Origin of the sequence: Pseudomonas iranensis, assembly GCF_014268585.2 — a bacterium.
GTDB lineage: Bacteria > Pseudomonadota > Gammaproteobacteria > Pseudomonadales > Pseudomonadaceae > Aquipseudomonas > Aquipseudomonas iranensis.
Genome location: NZ_CP077092.1, coordinates 2835247 through 2861196, shown reverse-complemented (window position 1 = coordinate 2861196; position 25950 = coordinate 2835247). Strand labels below are relative to the sequence as shown.

Below are 25950 nucleotides of genomic sequence, written 5' to 3'. Positions count from 1 at the left end.
TTTGCCTATAAGCTTCAGGAGCGTCATAGCGGTTTATAGGCAAGCAGGTGTTTGGGTACGCCGTCCGGTGTATCACCTGATCGAACGTCACGATGTGCGCCTAAGGCATCCAGCGGAACTCCAATCTTCCGTTCATACAATGCTCGGCTGTCATCGTGCGCCAGCAAATTGCGCTCTTCTTCAGAGACTGTTGGCGTTGGCGCCTGCGGCGCCTGTTCATCAGGTAATTGCGCCGTTGGGTCTTTGAGGGTCTTGCGATGTTCGATCAGCTTTCGTTCATAAGCGGTTTTGCGACTCAAATAATTCCGCATCGCTCGCCCATCAGCTGCTTCTCTTTCACGAATTCCCGGCACAGATCCCCGTTCCGCGGCAGTACCATAAGTTGTGTCGTAGTTGCTGCGTCTTGGAAATGCCCACACGGTGGTCCGGGTAGCATTAGCAAGAATCTGCGCCAGGCTGCGCTCGTAATGAGGATCTTCTGTTTCATTGACCTTGAAGTCGGCATCGATACCCAAACCTGTGCGACAAGCGTAGGAGTGAATTTTCGCACCATAGGCAAACGCTTCGGGTTTGAACATATTCGCCTGTGCATCACGCAGACGGTAGCTATCGTTTTTATCCAGCTCGTAGCCCAACTCGATACTGCCCACCACACCATGGGAAAAAAAGTCGAGCTGTTTGATCTCGCGCCCGCGGCGTTGCCGAGCTGCGATGAAATCCACAAGACCGGATATCGAGTCCATCTCTCGGTACTGGGCCCCGTGCTGATTTTCGACAACGTCCTTCAAAGCCGTCAGCAAGTTCTCCGGATAGTCATTTTTGAAAATCAGAAATACACGCTGGATCGTGAAGTTTGGAGTGCCGGTTGGATACTTTGTGAGTTGGCGGATACCCTGATTGATAAAGCGCATCTTGTTGCCCTTCTGGCCACGAACCTTTTCATAAAGGGACATGTAAGACGCACCCACAACCGTTACGTAATCCTGTGCCAGCGTACCTTTCACTTGGGTCGTTGTATGTTGATCGCTTGTTCGAGCTTGATTCTTTTTGGGGGCTGCCACCTGCCACCTCCCTTAGTAATCTAGGCCGAGCGCGTCGAGATGGGCGGCAGCTTCCTTACCCCACTGCACAACTATCGAAGTCGGGTTGGCCGTAAACACTCGCGCGGCGTTACCATGACTATCGGTATGGCCTACGAGACGCTGACCGTCACCCGTTTCGATGCAATAGAGCATGTCGGGAATAGCTTCGCCAGTGGCCTCATCAACCAGTTGGAAGCGCTCGCTGTGTTTAGGAACAGTGATAATCGGGGAGAAAGGTGCGGAACCAACCTGGGTGCCGACAAAAACGTCGCCAGAGCCCGTGATTATCATGCCTCCGTGGGCCGTCGCACTGCCCAAGAAAGCAATAGGCTTGCCATTGATCAAAATATTGCTGATGCCTTCGGTGACAGTGTCTCCGCACGCTGTGGTGTCTCCGACACGCAAAACTGGCATTCCATTGATGTTTACATCACCGGAACCGCTGTTACCGGGATTGGTGCCATGGCCTGTGATCGGGCATGCATTAAGATCGCTGAGTCGAGCGGCAGGCTTTGCCATCTTTAACTTCCTTGTAGTAAGCGTGGGCGCGAAATGTACCGGATCTTTATATTGGTTGAAAGCCTGAATCCAGACGTAGAATGCGAGCCGCCGCGAATGTAGCTGGCAGCGACTCATCGGCCCTTGATCGCTCCCGGAACCTGGAAATTGTCGTGTCGGATTCGCAGGCCCACACAAATACGATCAACCCTCCTGCAACAACCGCGTATCCAGCCCAAACCGCTCTTGCGAAACCATCCTGAACTGCCCCTCCGCCAGATCGCAACTCACCAGCAAATTCCACGAGTGCCGGGTGGCTACCGAAGGCACCAGAACAAATGGATGTTCAGCCAACAGTGCATCTGCAAACTTTCGCTGGTTGGGCGAGGTTTTGATCGGGGTGAGCCAATGCGGATTGGGCACGTCTTCCGGTTGCACGATTCTGACGCTGGCGTCGTGAGTGATTTCAAAACAGGTCAACACATAGGGTTCCTGATCAAGCGCATCGAAGCTGCCATGGGCGGCCACCTCCAGTATCGCCGTGGAGGGGTCGACCGACGCATAAACGACTCTGCGGCCGGGCGTATTCCAGCGGCCGCCGTCCCGTTTCGACCCCAGGCCGCTGTCCCAGGTCTCGCTGTACACCTCGCGATCCAGCCGCCAGGCGTACCAGCGATCATCCCAGGGCAAGGGATTCATTGATAAACCCCGTATTTGATCTGGTTCAGATACTCCTCCACCATCCTGAACCCCAACGCATGTCCAACCAGATCGAGCGGCACATAACCGTAGAAATACGTAGCACGCTGCTCCAGCCATGATTCGGCCTTGGCCTGACGCCCGAATACTTCGATGGCCAGTTCCAGCGCAGCGGCATATTGGTAGGCGATGACGCTCTGCGGCGTGTCCAGGCGCACCGACGCGCCTTCCTTGAGCAGGCGTCGCACGGTTCTCACAGATTTGCCGGTGATACGTTTGACCATCTCTCCCTGTTGGTACAGCTCGGAGGTTGCGATCATGTTCACCACATCAAGCAGCTCAAATCCTTCGCTTGTGCAGCGCAGGATGAGCATCGGATCGTCGCCGGTATCCTGCCCACGCAACAGCAACTCCAGAGGTTTGCCCTCGAGCTTCTTCAGGCCCGTGAGCCGGGGCACTTTGGCGCTCGGCATGGCAACGTTCTCCGAGGGGCATCTGGCGCGGTCGTCGCGCCAGTAATGGCGAGGCGAGTAAGCAGGCGTATCGCTTTCAATCAGTGGGATTCGCATAGTCCATCCTTTGTCCGGGTCCAGAGCGATCTGTGCGCTCGATGACTTCAATGTCAGGACTGATCCTATAGATCCGGCGTCCGACGACCAACCTGAAAAAGTCGTCAGAAATATCCCCAAATCTGATCAAAACGCTCCTGTTTCCGTAGGACTCAAACGCAATTTTCAGCGGTTCAATCCGTTGTTGCTTTCAGGTTAGGGAGAGAGCCTTTTGACTTACAATGCGCTCCACCTCCAGTCACCGGCCCTGCCCCATGGACATCGACCTCGCTCGCACTTTCCTCGAAATCGTCCGTCACGGCAGTCTCGCCGCCGCCGCGCAGAAGCTGTTCGTCACGCAGACAGCCATCACCGCGCGGGTGCAGAAACTCGAGAGCCAGTTGGGCAGTACGCTGTTCGTGCGCAATCGCGCCGGGGCGAAGTTGACGGCCAATGGTGAAGCGTTCGTGATCTACGCCAATCAACTGGTGCAGACCTGGGAAGCCGCGCGCCGCGACTTGCCGCTGCCCGAGGGTTATCACAACGTTCTGCACATCGGTGGCGAGGTCAGCCTGTGCAACCCGTTGATGCTCAGTTGGGCGGCGGAACTGCGCGAGAAAATCCCCGGCCACGCACTGCGCATGGAAATTCGCGACGGTGAAAATCTTTTGCGTCAGCTCGAACTCGGTGTGCTCGATGCCGCGCTGGTTTATCAACCGGAATACTGGCCGGGCTTGCAGGTCGAGCAAGTACTGGAGGAAAAACTGATTCTGGTGCGCGCGCCCGAGCGTCCGGAGCCTTACGTCTACATCGATTGGGGGCCGGACTTCCGCCGTCAGCACGACGCCGCCCTGCCGGAAAAAGCCAAAGCCGCGCTGAGCTTCAACCTTGGCCCGCTGGCCTTGCAATACATCCTCGAACATGGCGGCAGCGGCTATTTCCGCACTCGCGTTGTGCGCACTTACCTGGAGACCGGTGCCCTGGAAGCCGTCACCAAAGCGCCGGAATTCGGTTATCCGACCTATCTGGTGTATTCCCGTGATCGCGACTCGGCAGTGCTGCAACAGGCTTTCGATCTGTTGCGCGAAGTGATCCGCACCGATGACGACTGGTCACAGCGCTGGAATCCGTTGAGCTGACGGACAGCTTCAGTCCAGAGCATGGCGCTTAAGGCCGCAAGGTTCGCGCTGCACAAGTCAGCGGATCGGCTAATCTGCCGGGTATAACAACAATACCCGCAGGTGAAACGCATTGAGGCAGACCACCGAGGCATTCCGCAGCCGCTACCGGGCGGCCATTCATCCGTTGTACAACCCATGGCTGCACGGCGCGTTCGTGCTGCTGTTCGGGATTTTCGCGGTCGCTGCGTTCTGGCGCACGGTGCATTCAGTGAACTGGCTGGAGTGGCTGACGGTGCCGCTGAGCCTGTTGTTGTTCAACATCGGCGTATACATGGTCCATCGCCATTTGGGCCATCACAAAAAAGCTTTCGCAAAGATGTTCTACGCGCGGCATGCCGGCGACCATCACAGCTTTTTCACCCCCGGGCACATGACCTACGACAGCGCGCGGGACTGGCGGGTGATTCTGTTTCCAGCCTGGCTGATCGTCATTCACACGCTCGTGATCACGCTGCCACTGTGGTGGCTGCTCGCGCAGGTCAACACCAATGTCGCCGGGCTTTTCGCCGGGTGCATGGTGCTCGGTTATCTGCTCTATGAGGTGTTCCACGCCTGTGAGCATCTGCCGCCGCAGAATCCGTTGACTCGTTTGCCGTGGATCCGCCAGATGCGCCGTCTGCATGAACTGCATCACCGCCGCGAGCGCATGCAGGAGCGTAATTTCAACATCGTTCTGCCCTTGATGGACTACCTGTTCGGCACGCTGTACCGCGAGCCGGAACCCGCCCCTTTGAGTGATTCGCAAATGCCCATGACGCGCATGCAGCACCAGATCGATATCGCCGGCGAGCCGGTCGCCGTGCTGGCCTATGCCGCCAGCGTCAGTCACTGGCCGGACTGGCATCCCTCCTCATTGAAGATTGACGGTCCGCACGGTCCACTGCATGCCGGTGCGCGTTTCGAAGAGGACATCCATGCCGGCGGACGTGCCGGTCACTTGCGCTGGGAAGTCACTGAATACCTGCCGGGCCGGCGCTGGTGCGCACGCGCGCAAAGTGATCAGGGCCTGTCGCTACAGCTGACTTACGAGTGTTCGGCGGAGGCTGGTGGCACGCGATTCGTGCGCACGCTGGAGTATCGCTTTGACGGTTTGCTCATGCGTCTGGCCAATCGCCTGTTGCTCAAGCGGCGCATCGAGCGCGAATCTGCCGCGTCCATGCTTGCCCTGCGCGACACGACCGCGCAGTACATCGGCGCGGCGAGGGCCAGCGCGTGAAATTACGTTATGTGCTGTGCCTGCTGATCGCTCTGGTCATCGCCTTCTTGTTGTTGCTGCCGAACAAGGTCGAACCGGTCGCCTGGACACCGCCACCGGCGCCGTCATTGAAAGACGGCATCTACGCGGACAACCAGCGCCTCAAAGCTGTGGTGAAGGTCGGGCCGAGCGACATCGATGGCCCCGAAGCCTTGCTGCTTGAGGACGACTTTCTCATCACCGGATTGCATGACGGCCGGCTGATCCGCAGCAGCCTCGACGGCACGCAGCGCAAGGTCCTGGCCGACACCGGTGGCCGTCCACTGGGCCTGGCCCGTCATCCGAACGGCATGCTGGTGATTGCCGATGCGGTCAAAGGCTTGCTGTCGCTGGATGCACAGGGCCGCGTGATTCCATTGACCACCGAGGCCAACGGCGTGCCATTTGGATTTACCGATGATGTGGCGGTCGACAAGTCTGGCCACTACGCCTACTTCAGCGATGCCTCGAGCCGGTGGGGCTATGGCCATGACGGTGAGGCGATCATCGAGCACGGCGCCGACGGCCGTTTGCTGCGTTACGACTTTCAGAGCGGCAAGACCAGCGTCTTGCTCGACAAGTTGCAGTTCGCCAACGGCGTCGCTCTTGGTCCGGATGAAGCCTATGTGCTGGTCAATGAAACCGGTGCATACCGCATTAGTCGCTACTGGTTGAGCGGGCCGAAGGCCGGTACCCATGATGTGTTCATCGACAACTTGCCGGGGCTTCCGGACAACCTCTCGTTCAATGGCAGCAATCGCTTTTGGGTAGCGCTGTACGCGCCGCGCAACGCGTTACTCGACGGCACCGCGCAGCACCCGTTCGTACGCAAGATGATCGTGCGGGCGTTGACGGTTTTGCCCAAGCCTGTTGAAAAGCGTGGGTTTGTGCTGGGGCTGGATCTGGACGGCAAGGTGATAGCCAATCTGCAGGACGCGAGCGAAGGCAATTATTCGCCGATCACCACGGTGCGCGAGTATGGGCAGTGGTTGTATTTCGGATCGTTGAAGGCGAGGCATATGGGGCGGATGGGGTTGGATTCGGCGCTGAAGTGAGCCAGCGGGATTGTATGTAATGGACTGACGCCTTCGCGAGCAGGCTCGCTCCCACAGGGGAAACGAATTCCAAATGTGGGAGCGAGCCTGCTCGCGAAGGCGGTCTGTCAGTTGCTGGACCGGTCGAACTTCTCCGAATCTTCATCCTCCGGAAGTTCTTTCACGGTTTTTTCCGGATGCGCTGTGGTATGCGCCGGGCTGTTGGGTTCAGGGCGGGTCGGAATCGGGTCGAAGCCGCCCTGCTCTTCACTAGGGAATTTCGGATCGTTCATGAGGCACCTCGCAACGAGTCGATGGTTTGCAGACTCTGCACATTGGAGGTGCCGTGGGTGATCGCCGTTCCCTTCGGATGGCGACCACGGGTCAGGTAATTACTGACCGGTCAGCGGCTGCCCGGCCAGTTGGGCGACGATCTGTTCCTTGACGATCACACGCTTCTCTTTGAGCTTTTTCAGCTCGTCGTCAGTGGGGGCGTCGGACTGGGCGTTCTCGGCCTCGACGACCGCTTTATCCACGTCGAAATACTTGTTGAGCAGCGAATCCAGCTTCGCATCCTCGGAGCGTTTTTGCTCGATCTCTTCCTTTTTGCAGCCCAGGTCCTGATACAGATCATGTGAAACCGGCATGAAACACCTCCATCAAATTGATCGACAACCAGCGCGACCGATGCGCTGACTCGTTATCAGCATGGCCTTGCGCAATGGCTTCTGTCGACACCCTGTCAGACCAGCGGTTGCCGTTCGTCGCCCTGTCGTAAATGCGATAAAACCTTTGGCTTGTGAGTTCGCTCCATTGGATAACGCTCACAAAAACCTGCGTGGAGATACCCAATGGACGGATTCAACCTGCGTCATCTCGCTCTGGCTGTTGCACTGTCTGCCGGCATGGGCAGCGCCTTTGCCGCGACCGACAATGATTTTGTCGATAACGCCGCCGCCGGTGGCATCGCTGAAATCGAAACCAGCCGCCTGGCTCTGGAAAAAAGCCAGTCAGCTGACATCAAAGCCTTTGCCAATCAGATGATCACCGATCACAGCAAAGCCAACGATGAGCTGGCAGCAATTGCCAAGGCCAACGACATCGAAGTCCCGGACACCACCACCCTGGTCAAACAGGCCAAGGAAAAGATTCTCGACATGCGCGATGAATCCTTCGATGCGGCCTACGCCAACAACCAGGTCAAGGCTCACGAAGAAACCATCGAGCTGTTCAAGAAACAGGCGAACACCGTGACCGATGACAAGGCCAAAGGCGCTACTGAACTGAAAGCGTTCGCGCAGAAGATGCTGCCAGCGCTGGAAAAACACCTGGCCCACGCCAAAGAGCTGCAAGCCAAACATCCGAGCAAGTAACCGCCCGGCAATAAAAAGGCCGCATCCTTCGATGCGGCCTTTTTGCGTTTCAGCGATCAACCGCCATCGGTGTCGATATCGGCGTCGGTGCTCTCGCCGGGTTCAGGACGGTCCGGGTCAGGCTTGAAGCCGGGGCTGAAGTCGTTGCTGTTGTCATTGTGATGCTGCTTCTGATCGACCTCGGCAGCCGCGCTGTCCGCCTGTCCTTGTTCAGCCGGCGCGGGGGTATTTTGCCCTGGTGTCTGCGGGTCGATGGCCGGGTCGTTGCGGTTAATTGACTCTGAGGACTGATTTTGCTGTTGCGGCGCTTGCTCGTTCATATCCACCTCATTCATAGTCCTGCCTCCTTCTTCCAGCACGACTGGAAAACGTCGGGCATGCAGATTCGAAGCCTGACGCCGCAGATTCGTTCAAAACATCGTTGCCTGCTGCCACGCCGACTAGAGTTAGCGGGGCGTTCGACGCGGCAGGCAGAAAAATTCGCCGCTGGGTAAACAACTATTTCAAGCGGCAATTGTCAGTCAATTCGCGCCGGTCATTTCGCTGAGCCGGCACCATTACGTAACGGAGCGACACGCACATGGCAGCACTGCAGAACGGCACAGTTGAAGCAATCAGGAACAACCAGGCTCATCTGCTGAGCGAATGGACCAAACGCCTCGAAGCCAGCGGCGCCACGCGCAATCTCAAGGAACACGACCTCGCTCAGCAAACCCGCGACTTGCTCTCCCTGCTACTGGCCGGTCTGGAAAACGGCAACGGCAGCAAGATTGCCGCCGCAGGCTGGGAAGACACCCGTCAGTTCCTTGAAAAGCTGTCGCAGAGCCGCGCCCTGCTCGGCCAGGATTCCCAGCAAACCGCCAACTTCATCTTCGCCTTGAAAGGTCCGCTGTTCGCCCTGCTGCAAAACCATTATCAGGACCAGCCGGCACTGCTCGCCGAGCAACTGCTGGAAGTTTCCGAACTGCTCGACACGGTCGGCATGCACACCATCGGCACCTTCCAGAAATCCCGCGAAGCGGTGATCAAGCGTCAGCAGGAAGAGCTGCTGGAACTGTCGACGCCGGTGGTCAAGCTGTGGGACGGCGTTCTCGCCCTGCCAATGATTGGCACCCTCGATTCGCAACGCACCCAAGTAGTCATGGAATCGCTGCTGCAACGCATCGTCGACACCGGTTCTGAGATCGCCATCATCGACATTACCGGCGTGCCGACCGTCGACACCCTGGTTGCCCAGCACCTGCTGAAGACCGTGACCGCCATTCGCCTGATGGGCGCTGATTGCATCATCAGCGGCGTGCGTCCGCAGATCGCCCAAACCATCGTTCACCTGGGGCTGGATCTGCAAGGCGTTGTGACCAAGGCCAACCTGGCCGACGCCTTGAAACTGGCCCTGACTCGCCTGGGCATCAGCCTCGGCAAAGCGGTCTGAGCCGATGGAACGTATTCCGATTCTTCAAATGGGCGATTTGCTGCTGGTGACCATTCAGGTCGACATGCACGACCAGCTCGCCATGACCCTGCAGGACGATCTGTCCGAGCGCATCAGCCGGACCTCGGCCCGTGGCGTGCTGATCGACATCTCGGCGCTGGACATGGTCGACTCGTTCATCGGGCGCATGATCGGCACAATCTCGGGGTTGTCGAAAATCATGGACGCCGAAACCGTGCTGGTCGGCATGCAGCCGGCCGTGGCAATCACGCTCGTTGAGCTGGGCATGACCTTGCCGGGCGTCAGCACCGCCCTCAACGTCGAACGCGGAATGAAACTGCTGCAGGATCGAGTACGCCTGCAATGACCGTACGCAGCAGTGGTACCCAACCCATCCTGATCGAACAGGACGTGGTACTGGCCCGCCAGACCACGCGCAAGCTCGCCACCGAATGCGGCATGCGCCTGATCGACCTGACCAAACTGGTGACCGCCGTCAGCGAGCTGGCGCGTAACACCATGGTCTATGGCGGCGGCGGTGACATGGATTGGCAGATCCTCGAGGAAAACGGCCGGGTCGGTTTGCGCATCACCTTCCGCGACGAAGGCCCGGGCATCCCCGATATCAAACTGGCGATGACCGACGGCTGGACTTCCGGCAGCGGACTAGGCCTTGGCCTGACCGGCGCCAAACGTCTGGTCAATGAATTCGAACTCGACACTGAGCCCGGCAAAGGCACGCGCATTACGATCACACGATGGACATGAATATCACCGGGTCGTTGACCCAGGTTCTGCCGATCGAGGACAGCAGCCAGATCGGCCACGCCCGGCGCACCGCGCAGAAACTCGCCGAGCAGCATGGCTTCGACGAAAACGATGCCGGCCGCGTGGCACTGGTCGCGACGGAACTGGCAAGCAACGTGCTCAAGCATGCCCAGCGCGGCGAGTTTCATCTGCGTGTGCTGACTCGTCCGGATAACGGTTTCGGCATCGAAATGCAGACCGTGGATCGGGCGCAGGGCTTTGATCTGGATGCCTGTCTGGCGGATGGCTTTTCCACTGGCGGCACACAAGGCATCGGCCTCGGCGCCGTATCGCGGCAGACCAATGTCTTCGATGTCTACGCCGACCACCGTGGCGCGGTGTTGCTGGCGCGAATTTTTCCGCGCAGCGATCGTCAGGCCGATATCCGCTTCGGCGTCAGCCAGCATTCGCTGCATGCCGACCCAGCCTGCGGCGATGTCTGGCATCTGGCATATGAAGGCTCGCGGATCAGCGCGCTGGTGGTCGATGGCCTCGGCCATGGCGAGGACGCCGAACGTGCGGGCCTGGCCGGGGCGCAGGCATTCGCCCGGGCACCGTTTGCCGATCCAGTGGTATTGATGGAAGACCTGCATCAGGAAATGCTCGGCACCCGCGGCGGCGCTGTCGCTTTCGCGCAGTTCGACAGCCAGCGCGATGGTCTGACGTTCGCCGGTGTCGGTAACATTGGCGCCAGCTTGCTGGACCCGGCAAAGTCACGCGGGCTGGCCTCGCATCCCGGTATCGTTGGCGGCCAGTACCGTAAAGCCAAACCCTTTGACTATGCTCACGTGAACGGACATTTATTGATCATGTACAGCGACGGCTTACAGTCCCGTTGGAATCTCAAAGACTACCCCGGACTGGTGCATCGCCATCCGTCCGTGATAGCCAGCGTCCTGCACCGCGACTTTTGCCGTGGTCGCGATGACGTGACGGTGCTGGTCGTTGCTCTGGAGGCCGCCCATGGCTGAATCGACTACCTTGAGCCATGCCGAACAGGCGGCGCTCATCGCTCAGTTGCAGCGCGAAACCACTGCCCTGCGCGAAGAGCTCGATGAAACCAACCAGGGCGTGCTGGCGCTGTACGCCGAGCTCGACACTCAGGCTGAAGAACTGCGTCAGGCATCGGATTTGAAGAGCCGCTTCCTGTCATACATGAGCCATGAATTCCGTACACCGCTGGGCTCGATTCTGAGCATCAACAGTCTGCTCGCTGACGAACTCGACGGCCCGCTCAGCCCTGAACAGCACAAGCAGGTAGCGTTCGTCAGCACTGCTGCCCGCGAGCTCAGCGACATGGTTGATGACCTGCTCGATCTGGCGAAGATCGAAGCCGGGCGCATCAGCATCTCGCCAGCCTGGTTCGACATGTTCGACCTGTTTTCGGCCTTGCGCGGGATGTTCCGGCCAATCGTCGATGCTTCGGCGGTGGATCTGATCTTCGAAGAACCGCTGGGCCTGCCGCGCCTGTATACCGATGACAAGAAGCTCGGGCAGATCCTGCGCAACTTCATTTCCAACTCACTGAAATTCACCACCCGTGGCGAAGTGCGCGTGTCGGCGCGACTGGAAGGTGAAGACAAGGTGCGCTTTGCCGTCAGCGACACCGGCATCGGCATCGCGGCCGAGCTGCATGACACGCTGTTCGAAGACTTCTCTCAAGTCGATTCGCCATTGCAGAAACGTCTGCGCGGCACCGGTCTGGGTCTGTCACTATGCAAGCGTTTCGCCGCCCTGCTCGGCGGTGAAGTCGGGGTAGACAGTACGCCGGGCGTCGGCTCGACGTTCTTTGTCATCATCCCGCTGGCGATCGCTCTGGAGAACGTCGATGAATCGTGACATCCGCCTGTTGATCGTCGATGACAACGTCGCCACCCGTTACGCCCTGCGTCGGCGCCTGGAGCGCCATGGCTACACAGTGCTCGAAGCCGGCACCGGCAGCGACGGCCTGGCCCTGATCGAGAGCGAAGCCCTCGATGCGTTGATCCTCGACGTCAACCTGCCGGACATGAGCGGTTTCGACATCGTCCGCCTCTTGCGCGCCGACCCGCGCACTGCGCTGCTGCCGGTGATTCATGTGTCAGCGGCGTCGATCCAGACCGGCGACATCATCACCGGCCTCAACGCGGGCGCCGATGCCTATCTGATTCACCCGGTCGACCCGGATGTGCTCTTGGCGACGCTGCGTACCCTGCTGCGGGTGCGCGACACGGAAAATGCCCTGCGCGAAAGCGAGGCGCGTTTCCGCGAGATCTTCGCCAACGTCTCGGCGCCGATCGCGGTGCTCGATGCCAATCTGAAAGTGCATGAATGCAATCACGCCTTTGCCCAATTGATCGTCGATAACCGCGACCCGCAGGCGCTGCGTGAATGCTTCGCCGAAGATCAATGCTCGATCCTCGATGAACTGCGTCTGCGTCTGGTCGACGGCGAGCGCTGGAAAGGCACGCTGAACATGCGCGTGCAGGGCGAGATTCGCGAGACGCAATGGCAGATTTCGCCGTATCGCACGCCAGAGCTGAGCCTGGTGTTCGTCGAGGACGTCACCGAACACCGCCACCGCGAGCGCTCGCATCTGGCGCGACTGGATGACACCACCACGCAGCTGGCCAAGGAAGTCGCCGAGCGCGTGCACGCCGAAGCGCAATTGTTGCAAGTGCAGAAAATGGATGCACTGGGCAAGCTCACCGGCGGTATCGCCCACGACTTCAACAACCTGCTCACCGGGATCATCACCAGTCTGGAACTGATCCAGAAACGCGTGGCCGATGAGCGTCTGGACAAGGTGCAGTTCTATACCGAAGCGGCGCTGAACTCAGCGATGAGCGCGGCCTCGCTGACCCATCGCCTGCTGGCATTTGCCCGTCAGCAGCCGCTTGATACACGGCCGGTGGACATCAACGAGCATGTCCGCTCGCTGGAAGAATTGCTGGTGCGCACCATCGGCGAGCGCATCACCCTCAAGCTGGAACTGACCAACAAACCGGCGATTGCGCTGGTCGACCCGGTGCAGCTGGAAAGCGCCGTGCTCAACCTGGTGATCAACGCCCGCGATGCCCTGCCCTCCGGCGGCAATATCTGGGTCAATACTTACGCCGCTTATTCCCACGGCGATCCGAATCTGGCCGATGGCGCATACGTGGCATTGTCGGTACGCGACGACGGCACCGGCATCGAACACAACGTGATCGACAAGGTGTTCGAGCCGTTTTTCACTACCAAGCCGCTGGGCCAGGGCACCGGGCTCGGTCTGTCGACGATTTACGGCTTCGCCCGCCAGTCCGGCGGTGACGCGCACATTCGCAGCGTTGCCCGCCGTGGCACCGAAGTGACGATCATGCTGCCCGGCACCAACGACCCGACCGGCGCCGACGCGCCTGTGCCCGTGCCTGATGCCAAAGGCAGTGGTGAGCATGTGCTGATCGTCGAGGACATGGCCACGGTGCGCTTGTTCGTCACCGAAGTGCTGGAAGATGCCGGCTATCGCTGCACGCAAGCGGCGGATATCGAATCGGCGCTGGAGCGCTTGCAGAATGACCCGTCCATCGACCTGCTGTTGACCGACGTGGGCTTGCCGCGCATGAGCGGCCGTGAGCTGGCGGATGTTGCCCGTGGCTGGCACGAGGGGCTGCCGATCCTGTTCATGACCGGCTACGCCGAAACCGCGCTCAACCGCCAGGTCTTCCTCGGCACCGGCATGGACATGCTGGTCAAACCGTTCCAGATCAGTGAACTGCTCGACAAGGTCCGCCGCACGCTGGATGGCGCCTGAACTGGCGCACATGCCCGTATAGGAGCGAGCCTGCTCGCGAAGGCGTTCGTCCAGTCAGCTCATCTGCGACTGACACTCCGCTTTCGCGAGCAGGCTCGCTCCCACAGGGGATCTGGTGTGTGACGACCTTTCTGGGTACACCTTTCAAAACTGTGGGAGCGAGCCTGCTCGCGAAGGCGTCTGGCAAGGCGCCGTGACTATCGGCTTAACGCCCGAGCCAGAAACGGCGCAGTCTTGCTCTTCTTGCTGGTGGCGACTTTCTGCGGTGTGCCGGCGGCGACGATCCTGCCGCCCTGATCGCCGGCCCCGGGGCCGATGTCGATCACCCAGTCGCTCTGCGCGACAACACGCATTTCGTGTTCGACGACGATCACCGTGTGCCCCGCGGTCACCAGCGTATCCAGCTGCTCGAGCAATCGATCGACATCTCGCGGATGCAATCCAGTAGTCGGTTCATCCAACACATACAAGGTCGCGCCACGCTGGCTGCGCTGCAACTCGGTCGCCAGTTTGATCCGTTGCGCCTCACCACCGGACAGTTCCGTGGCCGGTTGCCCCAGACGCAGATAACCCAGACCAATATCGCGCAGCACCTCCAGCGAACGACGAATCCCTGCCTGCTCGGCAAATACCGCCACCGCTTCATCGACGGTCAGTTGCAGGACTTGGGCGATGCTCAAGCCCTGCCAGAGAATCGCCAGCGTCTGCGGGTTATACCGCGCTCCGTGGCAGGTCGGGCACGGCGCATACACGCTGGGCATGAACAGCAATTCAACACTGACAAAACCTTCGCCCTCACACGTGGCGCAACGGCCCTTGGCGACGTTGAAGGAAAACTGCCCGGCGTCATAGCCCGCCGCTTGTGCCTCGGGAGTCGCGGCGAACAGCTTGCGCACGTTGTCGAACAAGCCGGTGTAAGTCGCGAGATTGGAGCGCGGCGTGCGTCCGATGGGTTTCTGATCAACCTGCACCAGGCGCTTGATCGACTCCAGGCCGGCGCTGATCTGGCCAGTGCTGGGCGGCGGCGCGTCATCTTCCAGGCTCGGCTCTTCTGACTCTGCCTCGGCCACCGGACGGCCCAGCTGCGCGCCGACCAGTTCCAGCAAGGCCTGACTGACCAGACTCGATTTGCCAGAACCCGATACGCCGGTCACCGAGGTGAAACAGCCCAAGGGGAATTCGGCGCTGAGATTATTCAGGTTGTTGCGCGTCACGCCGTCCAGCTTCAGCCACCCGCTCGGCTTGCGTGCGGCGCGCTCAGGGCGCTGGTTTTCCGCGAACAGATAAGCGCGGGTCTGCGAGTCTGCAATATCAGCAAGTCCCGCAGGCGGACCGCTGTACAACACGCGGCCGCCCTTTTCGCCCGCTGCCGGGCCGACGTCGATCAGCCAGTCGGCACGGCGCATGGTTTCGACATCGTGCTCGACCACAAACAGCGTGTTGCCGTCAGCCTTCAAGCGCTGCAACGCTTCGAACAGCGCCTCGCCATCCGCCGGATGCAGGCCGGCAGATGGCTCGTCCAGCACATAAATGACGCCGAAAAGCTGTGAACCCAATTGCGTGGCCAAGCGCAAACGCTGCAACTCGCCCGACGACAGCGTCGGCGTACTGCGTTCCAGCGCCAGATACCCCAGCCCGAGATCGGTCAGGGTGCTGACCCGCTCCAGCAAATCCTCAGCAATGCGTTGCGCCGCCAAGCGTTTTTCCAGCGACAGGTTCGGCGTGTGGCGCACGTCCGGCGCGCTGGCATGCCCGCTGGCGCCATGGGCGACCCGCTGCTGACGCGCCTCGCGGGTTTGCGCATGGCTGAGGGTGTCGCCGCTCTCCTCGGCCTGTTCCAGATAATTTGCCGCTGCTACAGGCCGCAGCACTTCGGCCACTTGCAGCAACGGCATCTGCGACAACTCACCAATGTCGTAACCGGCGAAGGTCACCGACAACGCCTCGCGCTTGAGCCGCTTGCCCTCGCACAATGGGCACGGGCTGCCGCGCATGAACTGCGAAACACGCTTCTTCATCAGCGCACTTTGCGAGTGAGTGAAGGTGTGCAGGATGTAGCGCCGCGCGCCGGTGAAGGTGCCCTGATAACTCGGTTCCATTTTGCGTTTGAGGGCGACGCGGGTTTCTTCCGGGGTCAGCCCGGCGTACACCGGCACCGTCGGCGTCTCTTCAGTAAAGAGAATCCAGTCGCGCTGCTTTTTCGGCAGTTTCTTCCACGGAATGTCGACATCGATGCCCATGGTCACGAGGATGTCGCGCAGGTTCTGCCCCTGCCACGCCAAGGGCCAAGACGCCACGGCGCGCTGGCGGATGGTCAGGTTCGGGTCCGGCACCATCAGCGCTTCGGTCACTTCATAGACGCGACCAAGTCCATGACACTCCGGGCAGGCGCCCTGCGGCGTGTTCGGTGAAAAGTCTTCGGCATACAACATCGGCTGCCCCGGCGGGTAACTGCCGGCGCGGGAATAGAGCATGCGGATCAGGCTCGACAACGTCGTCACGCTGCCCACCGACGAACGCGCGCTCGGCGTGCCGCGCTGCTGTTGCAAAGCGACGGCGGGCGGCAGTCCTTCGATGGAATCGACATCCGGCACGCCGACCTGATCGATCAGCCGCCGCGCGTATGGCGCCACCGATTCGAAATACCGCCGCTGGGCCTCGGCATACAGCGTGGAAAACGCCAGCGACGACTTGCCCGAACCGGAGACACCGGTGAAGACCACCAGCGCATCGCGCGGAATATCGACATCAACGTTCTTCAGGTTATGTTCGCGGGCGCCGCGCACACGAACCATGCCGGCGGGTGCTTTGGAATTGCGCTTGGAAATCATCGGCCTGCCTTGATTGAAAAACTGGGCAGCGCTCGGCATCAGGTGCCGAGCACCTCGCAAATCATCTGCAGTAACGCTTGCGGGCTGTAGGGTTTGCCGAGCAGATGCGTATCGGGGCTGAGCTGGTGGTCGCGGGAAATGATGTCGCGGGTATGCCCGGAAGTGAACAGCACCGGCACCGGCGGTGTCTGCACCTTGGCCCACGCGGCCAGATCCGAACTCTTGATCAGGCCGGGCATGACCACGTCGGTGAAGATCAGATCGATCTCGATGCCTTCCAGCAACATCTGCATGGCCACGTCGCCATTGCACGCGGTCATCACCCGATAGCCTTCCTCGCGCAGCAACTCGACCGCCGAAGCGCGCACCGCGTCATTGTCTTCCACCACCAGAATGGTTTCGTGGCCGCCGCTCTTGCGTTCGCCGACACTGGCGGTCTCTTCGCGAACCGGACGCAGACTGCGCGGGAAATACAACTGCACCCGCGTGCCTTCGCCGAGCTTGCTGTCAATCTCGACGTGGCCGCCACTTTGTTTGACGAAACCGAACACCATGCTCAGACCGAGCCCGGTGCCCTGGCCGTCGGCCTTGGTGGTGAAGAACGGTTCGAAGACCTGTTCCAGCATTTGTGGGGCAATACCCACGCCGGTGTCGGTGACCGCCACGCGAACATAATCACCGGCCGCTATGCCCTTGCCGGCGCAATATTCGCTGTCCAGACAGACATTGGCGGCGCTGAGGCCGATGACGCCCTCGCCCTTCATCGCGTCGCGGGCGTTGATGGCCAGATTGAGAATCGCGTTTTCCAGTTGGTTGCGGTCGACGTTGATATGCCACGGCTGCGGCGGCAACTGCACGTCGATCTGAATGGTTTCGCCCAAGGCGCGTTGCAGCAACTCGCCAACGCCTTCGAAAATCTGTTCTGGGTTGCACACGGCGGGTGAAAGCGGTTGCCGCCGGGCAAACGCGAGCAATTGTGAAGACAGTTTGGCCCCGCGCTCGACCGCCGCCAGCGAAGCCCCGACCCGGCGCTGCACGTTGGCATTGTTGGGCTCATGCCGAGCGAGCAGATGCAGGTTGCCGGCGATCACTTGCAGCAGATTGTTGAAGTCATGGGCAACGCCACCGGTCAGGCCGCCGATGGCTTCGAGTTTCTGCGACTGGCGCAACTGTTCTTCTGCGGCTAGTCGCGCATCCACCTCGGCGGCCACGCGCTGTTCGAGGTTGCGGGTGAATTTGAGCAGCGACTCTTCGGCATTCTTGCGTTCATGAATATCGATCAGCACGCCGGGGAAGCGAAACGGTTTGCCTTGCTCATCGAACTCGCAGGCACCACTGGCCAGCACCCACAGATACTGGCCGTCGGCGCGGCGCACACGGTATTCGGCGTTATAGGGCTCGCCTGTGCGCACGCAATGGGCAACCCGCTCCTGCACCCAACGGTGATCTTCGGGATGAATGCGCGATTCGGCGATCTCTTGTTGCAGATCGCTCAGGTCCTGATCCGGCGGATAGGAAAAGGTGCGGGCGAAACGTTCGTCAGCGGAGAAGCGATTGTTCTTGATGTCCCAGACAAACGAGCCAAGCAATGCGCCGGCATTCAGCGCCAGACGCACGCGCTCGTTGTCGGCGCGATAGGCATCTTCGGCCGCCTGGCGCAGGCGCTCGGAATGCACCAGTTCGGTAGTTTCGACCACCATCGCCATGACGCCGCCGGGCACGCCTTCGTCGTTGGCCACCGGGCTGTAATACAAATCCATCCAGACGTCTTCGGGCACGCCGTCGCGCAGCAATACCAGCTCTTTGTTGCGATAGGACAAGGTGCCACCGGCCAGGCAGGTGTCAACGACGTGTCGGTTGAATTCGGCGACTTCCGGCCAGCCCAGCTCAACCGGGACGCCAAGCAGATAGGGGTGGCGGCCGCCGGCGAATTCGGAATAAGCGTCGTTGTAGATCATGTAGCCGGCGTGGCCCCACAGCATCACCATGGGCAACGGCGAAGCCAGCATCAGTTGCACGGTGTTGCACAGGCTGGCCGGCCATTCGGCGAGCGCGCCAAGTTCCGTGTGGCTCCAGTCGAACGCACGGATGCGCTCGGCCATTTCGCCTTTCCAGCCTTCACAACCGTGGCTTTCGGATAAAAACTGCATCGCCTGACTCAGTGTCCTTTTTTGCGGTTTTCCGATCTATCGCAACGCTGCAACGACGCGACGCCCGTGTGTTTCGAGGCTGTGGAAACGCATTGGTTTCATCGCAGGTATAGCTGATTTGCGACGCAGAGCCATTCAGACGCCAATCAAGTGTTTGAGTGGGTGATAGCCGGTTTTCATTTTTGCCGCGACGTCGAGGATCGCTTTCTCGATTCCGTTGAGGTGCGTGCAGGTCAGTTCGATTGCGGCGCTCTGATTGCCGGCTTCGATGTACTCGAGCAAACGCAGGTGTTCATCGTCGCGGCAGGCTTGATGACTGTCATCATCGAGCGCGGCGGCATACAGCGAGGCCCGGGAGATCAGCTTCTGGAACCAGTCGAGCAGTACCGGATTGTTCAGGCTGCGCGCCAGTTTGAGGTGGAACTCGCCGAGCAGATGGATCAGTCGTTCATGGTCGCCGGCAGCATGCGCGGCATCTTCCAGTAACAAGTGCTCACGCAGATCCTGCATGGCAACGCTGTCTTTACGCCGGCACAGTTCGGTGACGATGCCGATCTCGATCAGCCGCCGGGTTTCGAACAAGGAACGCAGCTCTGCGTCACTGGGCAGCGACACCGATGCGCCTTTGTTGGGCTCGGTGGTGACCAGACCATCGGCCTCCAATTGCTTGAGCGCAGCCCGCACCGAAGTGCGACTGACATTGAACAGCTCGGCCAGCGAGGCCTCGCCCAGCTTCATGCCCGGGCGCAACGAACGCTTGCTGATCGCCGCATAAACCCCTTGGTAGACGCGATCGACCGTGGTTTCCAGCTTCTTTTCGCTCATTCGAACACTCCTTTGGCGTCGGGCAATTCATCCTGGCAGTGGCTGGCCATGGAGATTGATCGGGTTCCCGTACCAGTGTGAAGCGCAGAATATCTGCCTTCGGGCCAAAGGTGCAGCCTTTTGATTTATCTCGATTTTGGATAAACAGCCAAAACCTGTGGGAGCGAGCCTGCTCGCGAAGGCGGCGGCACATTCAACATCGTCATCGCCTGACACTGCGCTTTCGCGAGCAGGCTCGCTCCCACAATGGTCCGGGGCAGATCAGCAATCTTTGTCGCAACCCAATTCCCTGTGGGAGCGAGCCTGCTCGCGAAGGCGGCGGCACATTCAACATCTTCATCGCCTGACACTGCGCTTTCGCGAGCAGGCTCGCTCCCACACTGATACGGGGCAGATCGACCATCTTCATCGCAACCCAAATCCCTGTGGGAGCGAGCCTGCTCGCGAAGGCGGCGGCACATTCAACATCGTCATCGCCTGACACTGCGCTTTCGCGAGCAGGCTCGCTCCCACACTGATACGGGGCAGATCGACAATCTTCATCGCAACCAAAATCCCTGTGGGAGCGAGCCTGCTCGCGAAGGCGCCGGCACAGTCAACATCGTCATCGCCTGACACTGCGCTTTCGCGAGCAGGCTCGCTCCCACAAGGGTCAGTGGAAATCGCGGCTTTGCACATGAATGCCGTTGAGCAGCGGGCTCAGGTCGCTCATGCGCCCGGCGATCAGGTGGCGCACATCGCCTTCGCGTTCCCAGCGGCCGTCGACCTTGAGCAATTGCGACCCCACCAGCACTTGGCGCTGACGCTCGGCCAGGTCACGCCAGACCACCACGTTGACGTTGCCGAACTCGTCTTCCAGGGTCACGAACGTCACGCCGCTGGCCGTACCGGGTCGCTGTCGGCCCGTGACCAGACCGGCCACGCTGACCGGCCGGCCATGTTCGATATCCATCAATTCCCGCGAGCTGCGGCAGCGCCGGGCCTGCAACTCGCCACGCAGCAATGCCAACGGGTGCGGCCCCAGCGTCGTCCCCACCGTGGCGTAATCAGCATGCAGGTCTTCGCCAACGCTGGGTTTAGGCAAGACGATTTTGACTTCTTCCTCGTTGGGCAGACCGGCGAACAGGCCGAGTTGTTTCTGCACCCCAGCCACTTCCCAACGCGCACGATGGCGATGCCCGGCCAGACCGCGCAAGGCGCCGGAGTCTGCCAGCAAGGCCTGCGCACGACTGTCGAGGGCGGCGCGCTCACCCAGGTCAGCGACATCGGCAAAGGCCCCGTGGCGGCGCGCGGCTTCGATGCGCCGGGCATCTTCTTCGCGAAACCCCTTGATCATGCGCAGGCCCATGCGAATAGCCGGTTGCCCGGCACTCAGCGGCTCGAGGCTGCAATCCCAGTCACTGGCGCGCACGTCCACCGGACGGATCTGCAATTGGTGCCGCCGCGCGTCCTGCAGAATCTGGTCCGGGCTGTAAAAGCCCATCGGCCAACTGTTGATCAGTGCACAGGCGAAGGCCGCTGGCTCGTGACACTTGAGCCAGCAACTGGCGTAGGTCAGCAAGGCGAAACTGGCGGCGTGGGATTCGGGGAAGCCGTAACTGCCGAAGCCCTTGATCTGCTCGAAGATCTGCGCAGCGAATTCCTGTGTGTAGCCGTTCTTTTTCATGCCGGCGGCGAGGCGCTCCTTGTGCGGCTCCAGTCCGCCATGGCGCTTCCACGCCGCCATCGAGCGGCGCAACTGATCGGCCTCGCCGGGGCTATAGTCGGCAGCGACGATGGCGATCTGCATGACCTGTTCCTGGAACAACGGCACGCCCAGGGTTCTTTTGAGTACGACTTCGAGCGCCGGCGATGGATAGGTTTCCGCCTCTTCGTTATTACGTCGGCGCAGATACGGATGAACCATGCCGCCCTGAATCGGCCCGGGCCGGACGATCGCCACTTCAATCACCAGATCGTAGAAGGTCTTAGGCTTCAGGCGCGGCAGCATCGACATCTGCGCCCGCGACTCGATCTGGAACACGCCGACGGTATCGGCGCGGCTGATCATTTCGTAGGTCGGTTTGTCTTCGGCGGGGATCGTCGCGAGCGTCAGGTTCAGATCACGATGCCGGCGCAGCAGGTCGAAGCAGCGGCGAATCGCACTGAGCATGCCTAAGGCGAGGATATCCACCTTGAGCAGGCCGACCGCATCGAGGTCGTCCTTGTCCCACTGAATGATGGTGCGGTCGGCCATTGCCGCGTTTTCGACCGGCACCAAGGTGTCCAGCGGCTGCTCGGAGATCACAAAACCGCCGGGATGCTGCGACAGATGCCGGGGGAAGCCGATCAGTTGCCCGGTCAGGCTCAGCACCCGGCGCAGCACCGGACTATCCGGGTCGAAGCCGCCTTCACGCAAACGTTCCAGCGGCGGCGTTTCATCGCTCCAGCGCCCGCAGCAGTCGGCCAGCGCGTTGATCTGATCCGGCGGCAGGCCGAGGGCCTTGGCCACATCGCGCACGGCACCGGTGGCGTGATAGGTGCTGACCACCGCCGTCAGCGCCGCACGTCGCCGGCCGTAACGGTTGAACACGTATTGCAGGACTTCTTCGCGGCGCTCGTGCTCGAAATCGACATCGATGTCCGGCGGCTCGTTGCGCTCTTTGGACATGAAACGTTCGAACAAAAGCGTGGTGCGCTCCGGGTCGATTTCGGTAATACCCAAGGCATAACACACCGCCGAGTTGGCTGCCGAACCACGGCCCTGACAGAGGATTTTCTGCTCGCGGGCAAAGCGCACCACGTCGTGCACGGTGAGGAAGTAGCTTTCGTAGCCGAGTTCGGCGATCAATTGCAGTTCGTCGTCGATCTGCTTGAGCACCTTGGCCTGAGGCCCTTGCGGCCAGCGCCAGGCAATGCCCTCCTCGGTCAGATGGCGCAACCAGGAACTGGCACTGTGGCCCTCGGGCACCAGCTCTTTCGGGTACTGATAGCGCAGCTCGCTCAGATCGAAGATGCAGCGTCTGGCCAGTTTTAGCGACGCTTCGAGCAAGTCCGGCGGATACAGGGCGCGCAGCTCATCGAGGCAGCGCAAATGCCGCTCGCCATTGGGATGCAGGCGCAAACCTGCTTCTGCCACCGGCACGTGATGACGGATTGCAGTCATGGTGTCCTGCAAGGCACGGCGCCCCCGGGCGTGCATGTGCACATCGCCGCTGGCCACGGCTGGAATCTGCCACTCTGCCGCCAGAGCCAACAATGCCGCGAGCCGCTGTTGATCGTTCTGCCCGCGATGAAGTTGCACCGTGAGCCACACGCGGTCGCCGAAGGTTTGTTTCAGCCATCGCCCTTCTTCCCGGTCATCCACTGAATCCGGCACCCACAACACCAGCAAACCCGGCAGCGCTTCGGCGAAGTCTTCGCGCAGCACCCGATACTGGCCTTTCTGCGTACGCCGCCGGGCCTGGGTGATCAAGCCGCACAGGGCCTGATAACCGGCAAGGTTTTCCACCAGCAGCACCAGTTTCGGGCCGTTGTCGATGCGTATCTCGCTGCCGATGATCAACGGCAACTCGACGGACTTCGCCGCTTGCCACGCACGAACAATGCCGGCCAGGGTACATTCGTCGGTGATCGCCAGCGCCTGATAGCCGTGCTTTTTCGCCCGCTGAAACAGTTCCAGCGCGCTCGAGGCTCCGCGCTGGAAACTGAAGTTCGACAGGCAATGCAGTTCGACGTAATCGGCACTCATGCGAACCAGCCCTGCAGCCACAGCGGACCGCCCTCACCCACCGCCCGCCAGGCCCAGCCCTGCTGACCGGCGCGGTTCTGGATCAGGTAGTAATCACGCCGCACGTCGCCACCGTCCCACCAACCGGATTCGATGCGCTCCGGCCCCATGAGAATCCGCGCCGAACCTTCCGGCACGCTTTGCGGTTCGTTGAGCAGCCAGCCCGGACGCTGCACGCTGGGCAACCCCGTGCAAAGGTGTTTATCGGCAGCGTTCTGCCACGCGCACTCAGGGCGATGATCGGCCTGAAAGCGCAGCCCCTGCACCGCGTCATCACCCAGCCGTGCGCGCAGACGTTCGCGCAATTGCTCCCAGGGCAAGGTCTGCTGCGGGCGGTCGTCGAACAGCTCCTGATACTGCGGAACGAAACTCGGCAGGTCTTCGGCGCGCAAGCGAAAACCACGCACCGGTGCTTCGACCTGGACTTGCTCCAGCCGGCCACGGGCCAGTTCGAAGAGCATCGCCGCGTCACGCTCGGCGCTGAGCAGGCCGACCTTGATCACTGTGTCCGGCAGCCCGGCGTGTTCCAGAAGCAAATCGAAACGCTGCACGCCACTGTCGCGCCCGCAGAGGAACGCCGACAGGTCGCCGGTCAAGCGCCGTAACGGGAACAGCAAGGCTTGATGGGATTGCACGTCGAAATTCAGTTCGATGCGGATATCGAAACGGTCGGGCGGCAGATAGAACGCCAGCGCCAGAGGGCGTGCGCCGAACAGCGTGTCGAGGTGCTTGAGCATCTGCGCTTCGAAACGCCGGGCCAGTGCCTGGCGTGGCAGGCTTTGCACCTGACTGAGATTGCGCAGGCCCATGCGCGACAACGCCGTGGCGACATTCGGCTCCAGCCCGACGCGGTCGACCGGCAATTGCCCGAGATGATGCTGCAAAGCCTCACCGTCCGGCACCACCAAGCCATCGTAGGCATTGGCCAGCACTCGCGCAGCCACCGGGTTCGGCGCGGCGACGATGCGATGACGAAAGCCCAGATCTTTCAGTTCTTGACGCAGGCGTGCTTCGAATTGCGGCCAGGTACCGAACAGTCCGAGGCTGGATTCGATCTCGAACACCACGGTACGCGGATAATGCACGCTGACTTGCGCGCTGAAACGATAGGCCCATGCGGCGAGAAACTGCTGCCAGTGCTCGACCTCGGCCACCTCATAATCGGCGGTGGCAAAGCCTTTGCTCATGGCTTGCGCGGCGGTCATCGACATGCCGGGGCGCAGGCCGAGTTTGCGTGCCGCCGGATTTACCGCTTGCAGCACCCGCCGCTGGGCCGGGCCGCTGAGCAGGACCAGCGGCTCTTCAGGGTCGGGCCGCTGACGCAGTACGGCGTCGAGGGCCAATTGCGGAAACAGGATACATACCCAGCGCATGACAATCAGTGCCCCACGGCAAAGGCAATCGGCGTAGCACGCGCCAGGCCGCCACGGCATTTGAGTACGCGTAGCTGCGCCGGTTTGGCATCGATGGCAATCCGTAACGCTGCCGGTGACGGGTTGACCGCTTCGCTCAACGGGCGCCAGGCAAAGGCCAGGGTCTGGCCGGTTTCCGCCGCTACCTGCAAACGCCGCAAGGCTCGGTCATCGGCCTTGTTCGGCCAGCACAGCACCGCGCCGCAACTGCCCGAGCGCAGGCATTGCTCCGCCGCCCACAAGGCATCGCGTTCGCTGGCCTGAATCACCGACAACTGGCGCAGATCGACTCCGGCATTGGCCCAGGCCTGCGGGTACGGCACGAACGGCGGCGCCACCAGAACGATGCGCTCACCCGCCGCGGACAATCGCGCCAAGGTTGGCCAGACCAGTTGCAACTCGCCGACACCGGGGCCGGCCAAGAGAATTTCACTCAATGCCGCTTCCGGCCAGCCGCCGCTGGGCAGAGCCGAGTCCAGTCCCGCATGCCCGGTCGGCTGCGGACTCGCCGCCGGTGGCGCAGGCCGGCCGCGCCAGACCTGGCCGCCATTGAACAGCGTATCCAACGCAACGACGGCGCCCATCAGCCTTGCCTCACCAGACCACAGAACACGCCTTCAATGGCCAGATCCTGATCATCACGCACGACAATCGGCTTGTACGCCGGGTTGCGCGGCAGCAGGCGCACTTCATCCCCGACCCGTTCGAAGCGTTTGATGGTGACTTCACCGTCCAGACGCGCAACGACAATCTGGCCGTTCAGCGCCTCGGGATTGCGCCGCACACCGACCAGATCGCCATCGAGAATGCCGTCTTCGATCATCGAGTCGCCCTGCACCCGCAGCATGTAATCCGGGGTGCGGGAGAACAGCGCCGGGTCGAGCAGCAAACGGTTATGGATATCGGCATCGGCGCCAATCGGTGCGCCGGCGGCAACACGACCAAGTACGGGGATCTCCAGCAATTCCGGACGCGGTGGCTGACCGAGCAGGCGAATGCCCCGGGCCTGATGCGGATTGACCTCAATGAAACCGGCTTCGGTGAGCGCCAGTACATGCTTGCGCGCCACACTGCGCGAGGCAAAACCAAAAGCCTCGCTGATTTCAGCGAGGCTTGGAGACTGACCGTGTTCGGCGATGCGATCGCGGATAAAGGTCAGAATGGCGGTACGGCGGGGAGTGAGGTTCGTCATGGAGTACATTTGTACTCCTGTGGGAAATGCCTGACAAGAACCGCCAGTCGGCGCAAGCCGACGCAGGAGCTGCCGAAGGCTGCGATCTGATCGTTCCCACGCTCTGCGTGG

Annotated in this window: 24 protein-coding genes; 10 read left to right on the top strand and 14 right to left on the bottom strand. The window is 61.0% G+C overall.

Annotated elements, in window-relative coordinates; genetic code table 11:
- Positions 1-23: 23 nt before the first annotated feature.
- The 4 genes from HU724_RS12875 to HU724_RS12860 all read right to left on the bottom strand — a co-directional run bounded on the left by HU724_RS12875 (position 24) and on the right by HU724_RS12860 (position 2848).
- On the bottom strand, positions 24-1061 hold the full coding sequence (locus HU724_RS12875) for a hypothetical protein (RefSeq protein WP_186567195.1): 1038 nt from the start codon (positions 1059-1061) through the stop codon (positions 24-26).
- A gap of 12 nt (positions 1062-1073) precedes the next feature.
- Positions 1074-1601, bottom strand: a complete 528-nt coding sequence (locus HU724_RS12870; RefSeq protein ID WP_133338148.1) for a PAAR domain-containing protein — start codon at positions 1599-1601, stop codon at positions 1074-1076.
- Positions 1602-1784: 183 nt separating this feature from the next.
- Positions 1785-2279: an RES family NAD+ phosphorylase gene (locus tag HU724_RS12865; protein ID WP_016774476.1), complete on the bottom strand. Its 495-nt coding sequence runs from the start codon at positions 2277-2279 to the stop codon at positions 1785-1787.
- Positions 2276-2848 (bottom strand): antitoxin Xre/MbcA/ParS toxin-binding domain-containing protein, encoded by a 573-nt coding sequence (locus HU724_RS12860; protein WP_410056004.1) that lies wholly within the window; start codon positions 2846-2848, stop codon positions 2276-2278. The genes HU724_RS12865 and HU724_RS12860 overlap by 4 nt, the downstream gene beginning before the upstream one ends.
- 254 nt (positions 2849-3102) lie before the next feature.
- On the opposite strand from HU724_RS12860, the gene HU724_RS12855 reads away from it, so the two are divergent.
- The 3 genes from HU724_RS12855 to HU724_RS12845 all read left to right on the top strand — a co-directional run bounded on the left by HU724_RS12855 (position 3103) and on the right by HU724_RS12845 (position 6297).
- A complete protein-coding gene (locus HU724_RS12855; protein ID WP_024012724.1) occupies positions 3103-3966 on the top strand; it encodes a LysR family transcriptional regulator in 864 nt (287 codons plus the stop codon).
- 112 nt (positions 3967-4078) lie between these two features.
- Entirely contained in the window at positions 4079-5224 is a 1146-nt protein-coding gene (locus tag HU724_RS12850) for a sterol desaturase/SRPBCC family protein (protein WP_186567197.1), read from the top strand.
- Positions 5221-6297: an SMP-30/gluconolactonase/LRE family protein gene (locus HU724_RS12845; protein WP_186567199.1), complete on the top strand. Its 1077-nt coding sequence runs from the start codon at positions 5221-5223 to the stop codon at positions 6295-6297. Before HU724_RS12850 ends, HU724_RS12845 begins: the two co-directional genes overlap by 4 nt.
- A gap of 107 nt (positions 6298-6404) precedes the next feature.
- Here the strand turns inward: HU724_RS12845 and HU724_RS12840 are convergent, their stop codons facing one another.
- Positions 6405-6569, bottom strand: coding sequence for a hypothetical protein (locus tag HU724_RS12840; RefSeq protein ID WP_186567201.1), 165 nt, complete (start codon positions 6567-6569; stop codon positions 6405-6407).
- Between the two features lie 99 nt (positions 6570-6668).
- Positions 6669-6923, bottom strand: a complete 255-nt coding sequence (locus tag HU724_RS12835; RefSeq protein ID WP_130909934.1) for a DUF465 domain-containing protein — start codon at positions 6921-6923, stop codon at positions 6669-6671.
- 204 nt (positions 6924-7127) lie between these two features.
- On the opposite strand from HU724_RS12835, the gene HU724_RS12830 reads away from it, so the two are divergent.
- Complete coding sequence (locus HU724_RS12830) at positions 7128-7649, top strand: DUF4142 domain-containing protein (protein ID WP_016774469.1); 522 nt, start codon at positions 7128-7130, stop codon at positions 7647-7649.
- Positions 7650-7705: 56 nt separating this feature from the next.
- Here HU724_RS12830 and HU724_RS12825 read toward each other — a convergent pair whose 3' ends face one another.
- Positions 7706-7969 carry a hypothetical protein gene (locus HU724_RS12825; protein WP_038862096.1) on the bottom strand — a complete coding sequence of 88 codons (264 nt, stop codon included), beginning with the start codon at positions 7967-7969 and terminating at the stop codon, positions 7706-7708.
- A 260-nt stretch (positions 7970-8229) separates the two neighbouring features.
- On the opposite strand from HU724_RS12825, the gene HU724_RS12820 reads away from it, so the two are divergent.
- Genes HU724_RS12820 through HU724_RS12795 form a run of 6 tightly spaced genes read left to right on the top strand, consistent with a single transcriptional unit; the run spans position 8230 to position 13660 of the window.
- The gene (locus HU724_RS12820) at positions 8230-9081 is read left to right on the top strand and encodes an STAS domain-containing protein (protein ID WP_186567203.1); all 852 of its coding nucleotides are present in this window, start codon (positions 8230-8232) and stop codon (positions 9079-9081) included.
- A 4-nt stretch (positions 9082-9085) separates the two neighbouring features.
- Complete coding sequence (locus HU724_RS12815; protein ID WP_016774466.1) at positions 9086-9448, top strand: STAS domain-containing protein; 363 nt, start codon at positions 9086-9088, stop codon at positions 9446-9448.
- Positions 9445-9849 (top strand): anti-sigma regulatory factor, encoded by a 405-nt coding sequence (locus HU724_RS12810; protein WP_016774465.1) that lies wholly within the window; start codon positions 9445-9447, stop codon positions 9847-9849. The genes HU724_RS12815 and HU724_RS12810 overlap by 4 nt, the downstream gene beginning before the upstream one ends.
- Complete coding sequence (locus tag HU724_RS12805; protein WP_186567237.1) at positions 9846-10859, top strand: ATP-binding protein; 1014 nt, start codon at positions 9846-9848, stop codon at positions 10857-10859. Before HU724_RS12810 ends, HU724_RS12805 begins: the two co-directional genes overlap by 4 nt.
- Complete coding sequence (locus HU724_RS12800; RefSeq protein ID WP_024012718.1) at positions 10852-11727, top strand: sensor histidine kinase; 876 nt, start codon at positions 10852-10854, stop codon at positions 11725-11727. The genes HU724_RS12805 and HU724_RS12800 overlap by 8 nt, the downstream gene beginning before the upstream one ends.
- Entirely contained in the window at positions 11717-13660 is a 1944-nt protein-coding gene (locus HU724_RS12795; RefSeq protein ID WP_073474818.1) for a PAS domain-containing hybrid sensor histidine kinase/response regulator, read from the top strand. Before HU724_RS12800 ends, HU724_RS12795 begins: the two co-directional genes overlap by 11 nt.
- Positions 13661-13857: 197 nt before the next feature.
- Here the strand turns inward: HU724_RS12795 and HU724_RS12790 are convergent, their stop codons facing one another.
- The 7 genes from HU724_RS12790 to lexA all read right to left on the bottom strand — a co-directional run bounded on the left by HU724_RS12790 (position 13858) and on the right by lexA (position 25848).
- Complete coding sequence (locus HU724_RS12790; protein WP_186567205.1) at positions 13858-16491, bottom strand: excinuclease ABC subunit UvrA; 2634 nt, start codon at positions 16489-16491, stop codon at positions 13858-13860.
- A gap of 38 nt (positions 16492-16529) precedes the next feature.
- The gene (locus HU724_RS12785) at positions 16530-18641 is read right to left on the bottom strand and encodes a PAS domain-containing hybrid sensor histidine kinase/response regulator family protein (RefSeq protein WP_133338163.1); all 2112 of its coding nucleotides are present in this window, start codon (positions 18639-18641) and stop codon (positions 16530-16532) included.
- A gap of 135 nt (positions 18642-18776) precedes the next feature.
- A complete protein-coding gene (locus tag HU724_RS12780) occupies positions 18777-19466 on the bottom strand; it encodes a GntR family transcriptional regulator (RefSeq protein ID WP_016774461.1) in 690 nt (229 codons plus the stop codon).
- Positions 19467-20118: 652 nt separating this feature from the next.
- Positions 20119-23196 (bottom strand): error-prone DNA polymerase, encoded by a 3078-nt coding sequence (locus HU724_RS12775; RefSeq protein WP_186569792.1) that lies wholly within the window; start codon positions 23194-23196, stop codon positions 20119-20121.
- Positions 23193-24608 (bottom strand): Y-family DNA polymerase, encoded by a 1416-nt coding sequence (locus HU724_RS12770; RefSeq protein ID WP_123442653.1) that lies wholly within the window; start codon positions 24606-24608, stop codon positions 23193-23195. The genes HU724_RS12775 and HU724_RS12770 overlap by 4 nt, the downstream gene beginning before the upstream one ends.
- 5 nt (positions 24609-24613) lie before the next feature.
- A complete protein-coding gene (gene imuA / locus HU724_RS12765; protein WP_186569793.1) occupies positions 24614-25231 on the bottom strand; it encodes a translesion DNA synthesis-associated protein ImuA in 618 nt (205 codons plus the stop codon).
- Entirely contained in the window at positions 25231-25848 is a 618-nt protein-coding gene (gene lexA / locus HU724_RS12760) for a transcriptional repressor LexA (protein ID WP_186569794.1), read from the bottom strand. The genes imuA and lexA overlap by 1 nt, the downstream gene beginning before the upstream one ends.
- Between the last annotated feature and the right edge of the window lie 102 nt (positions 25849-25950).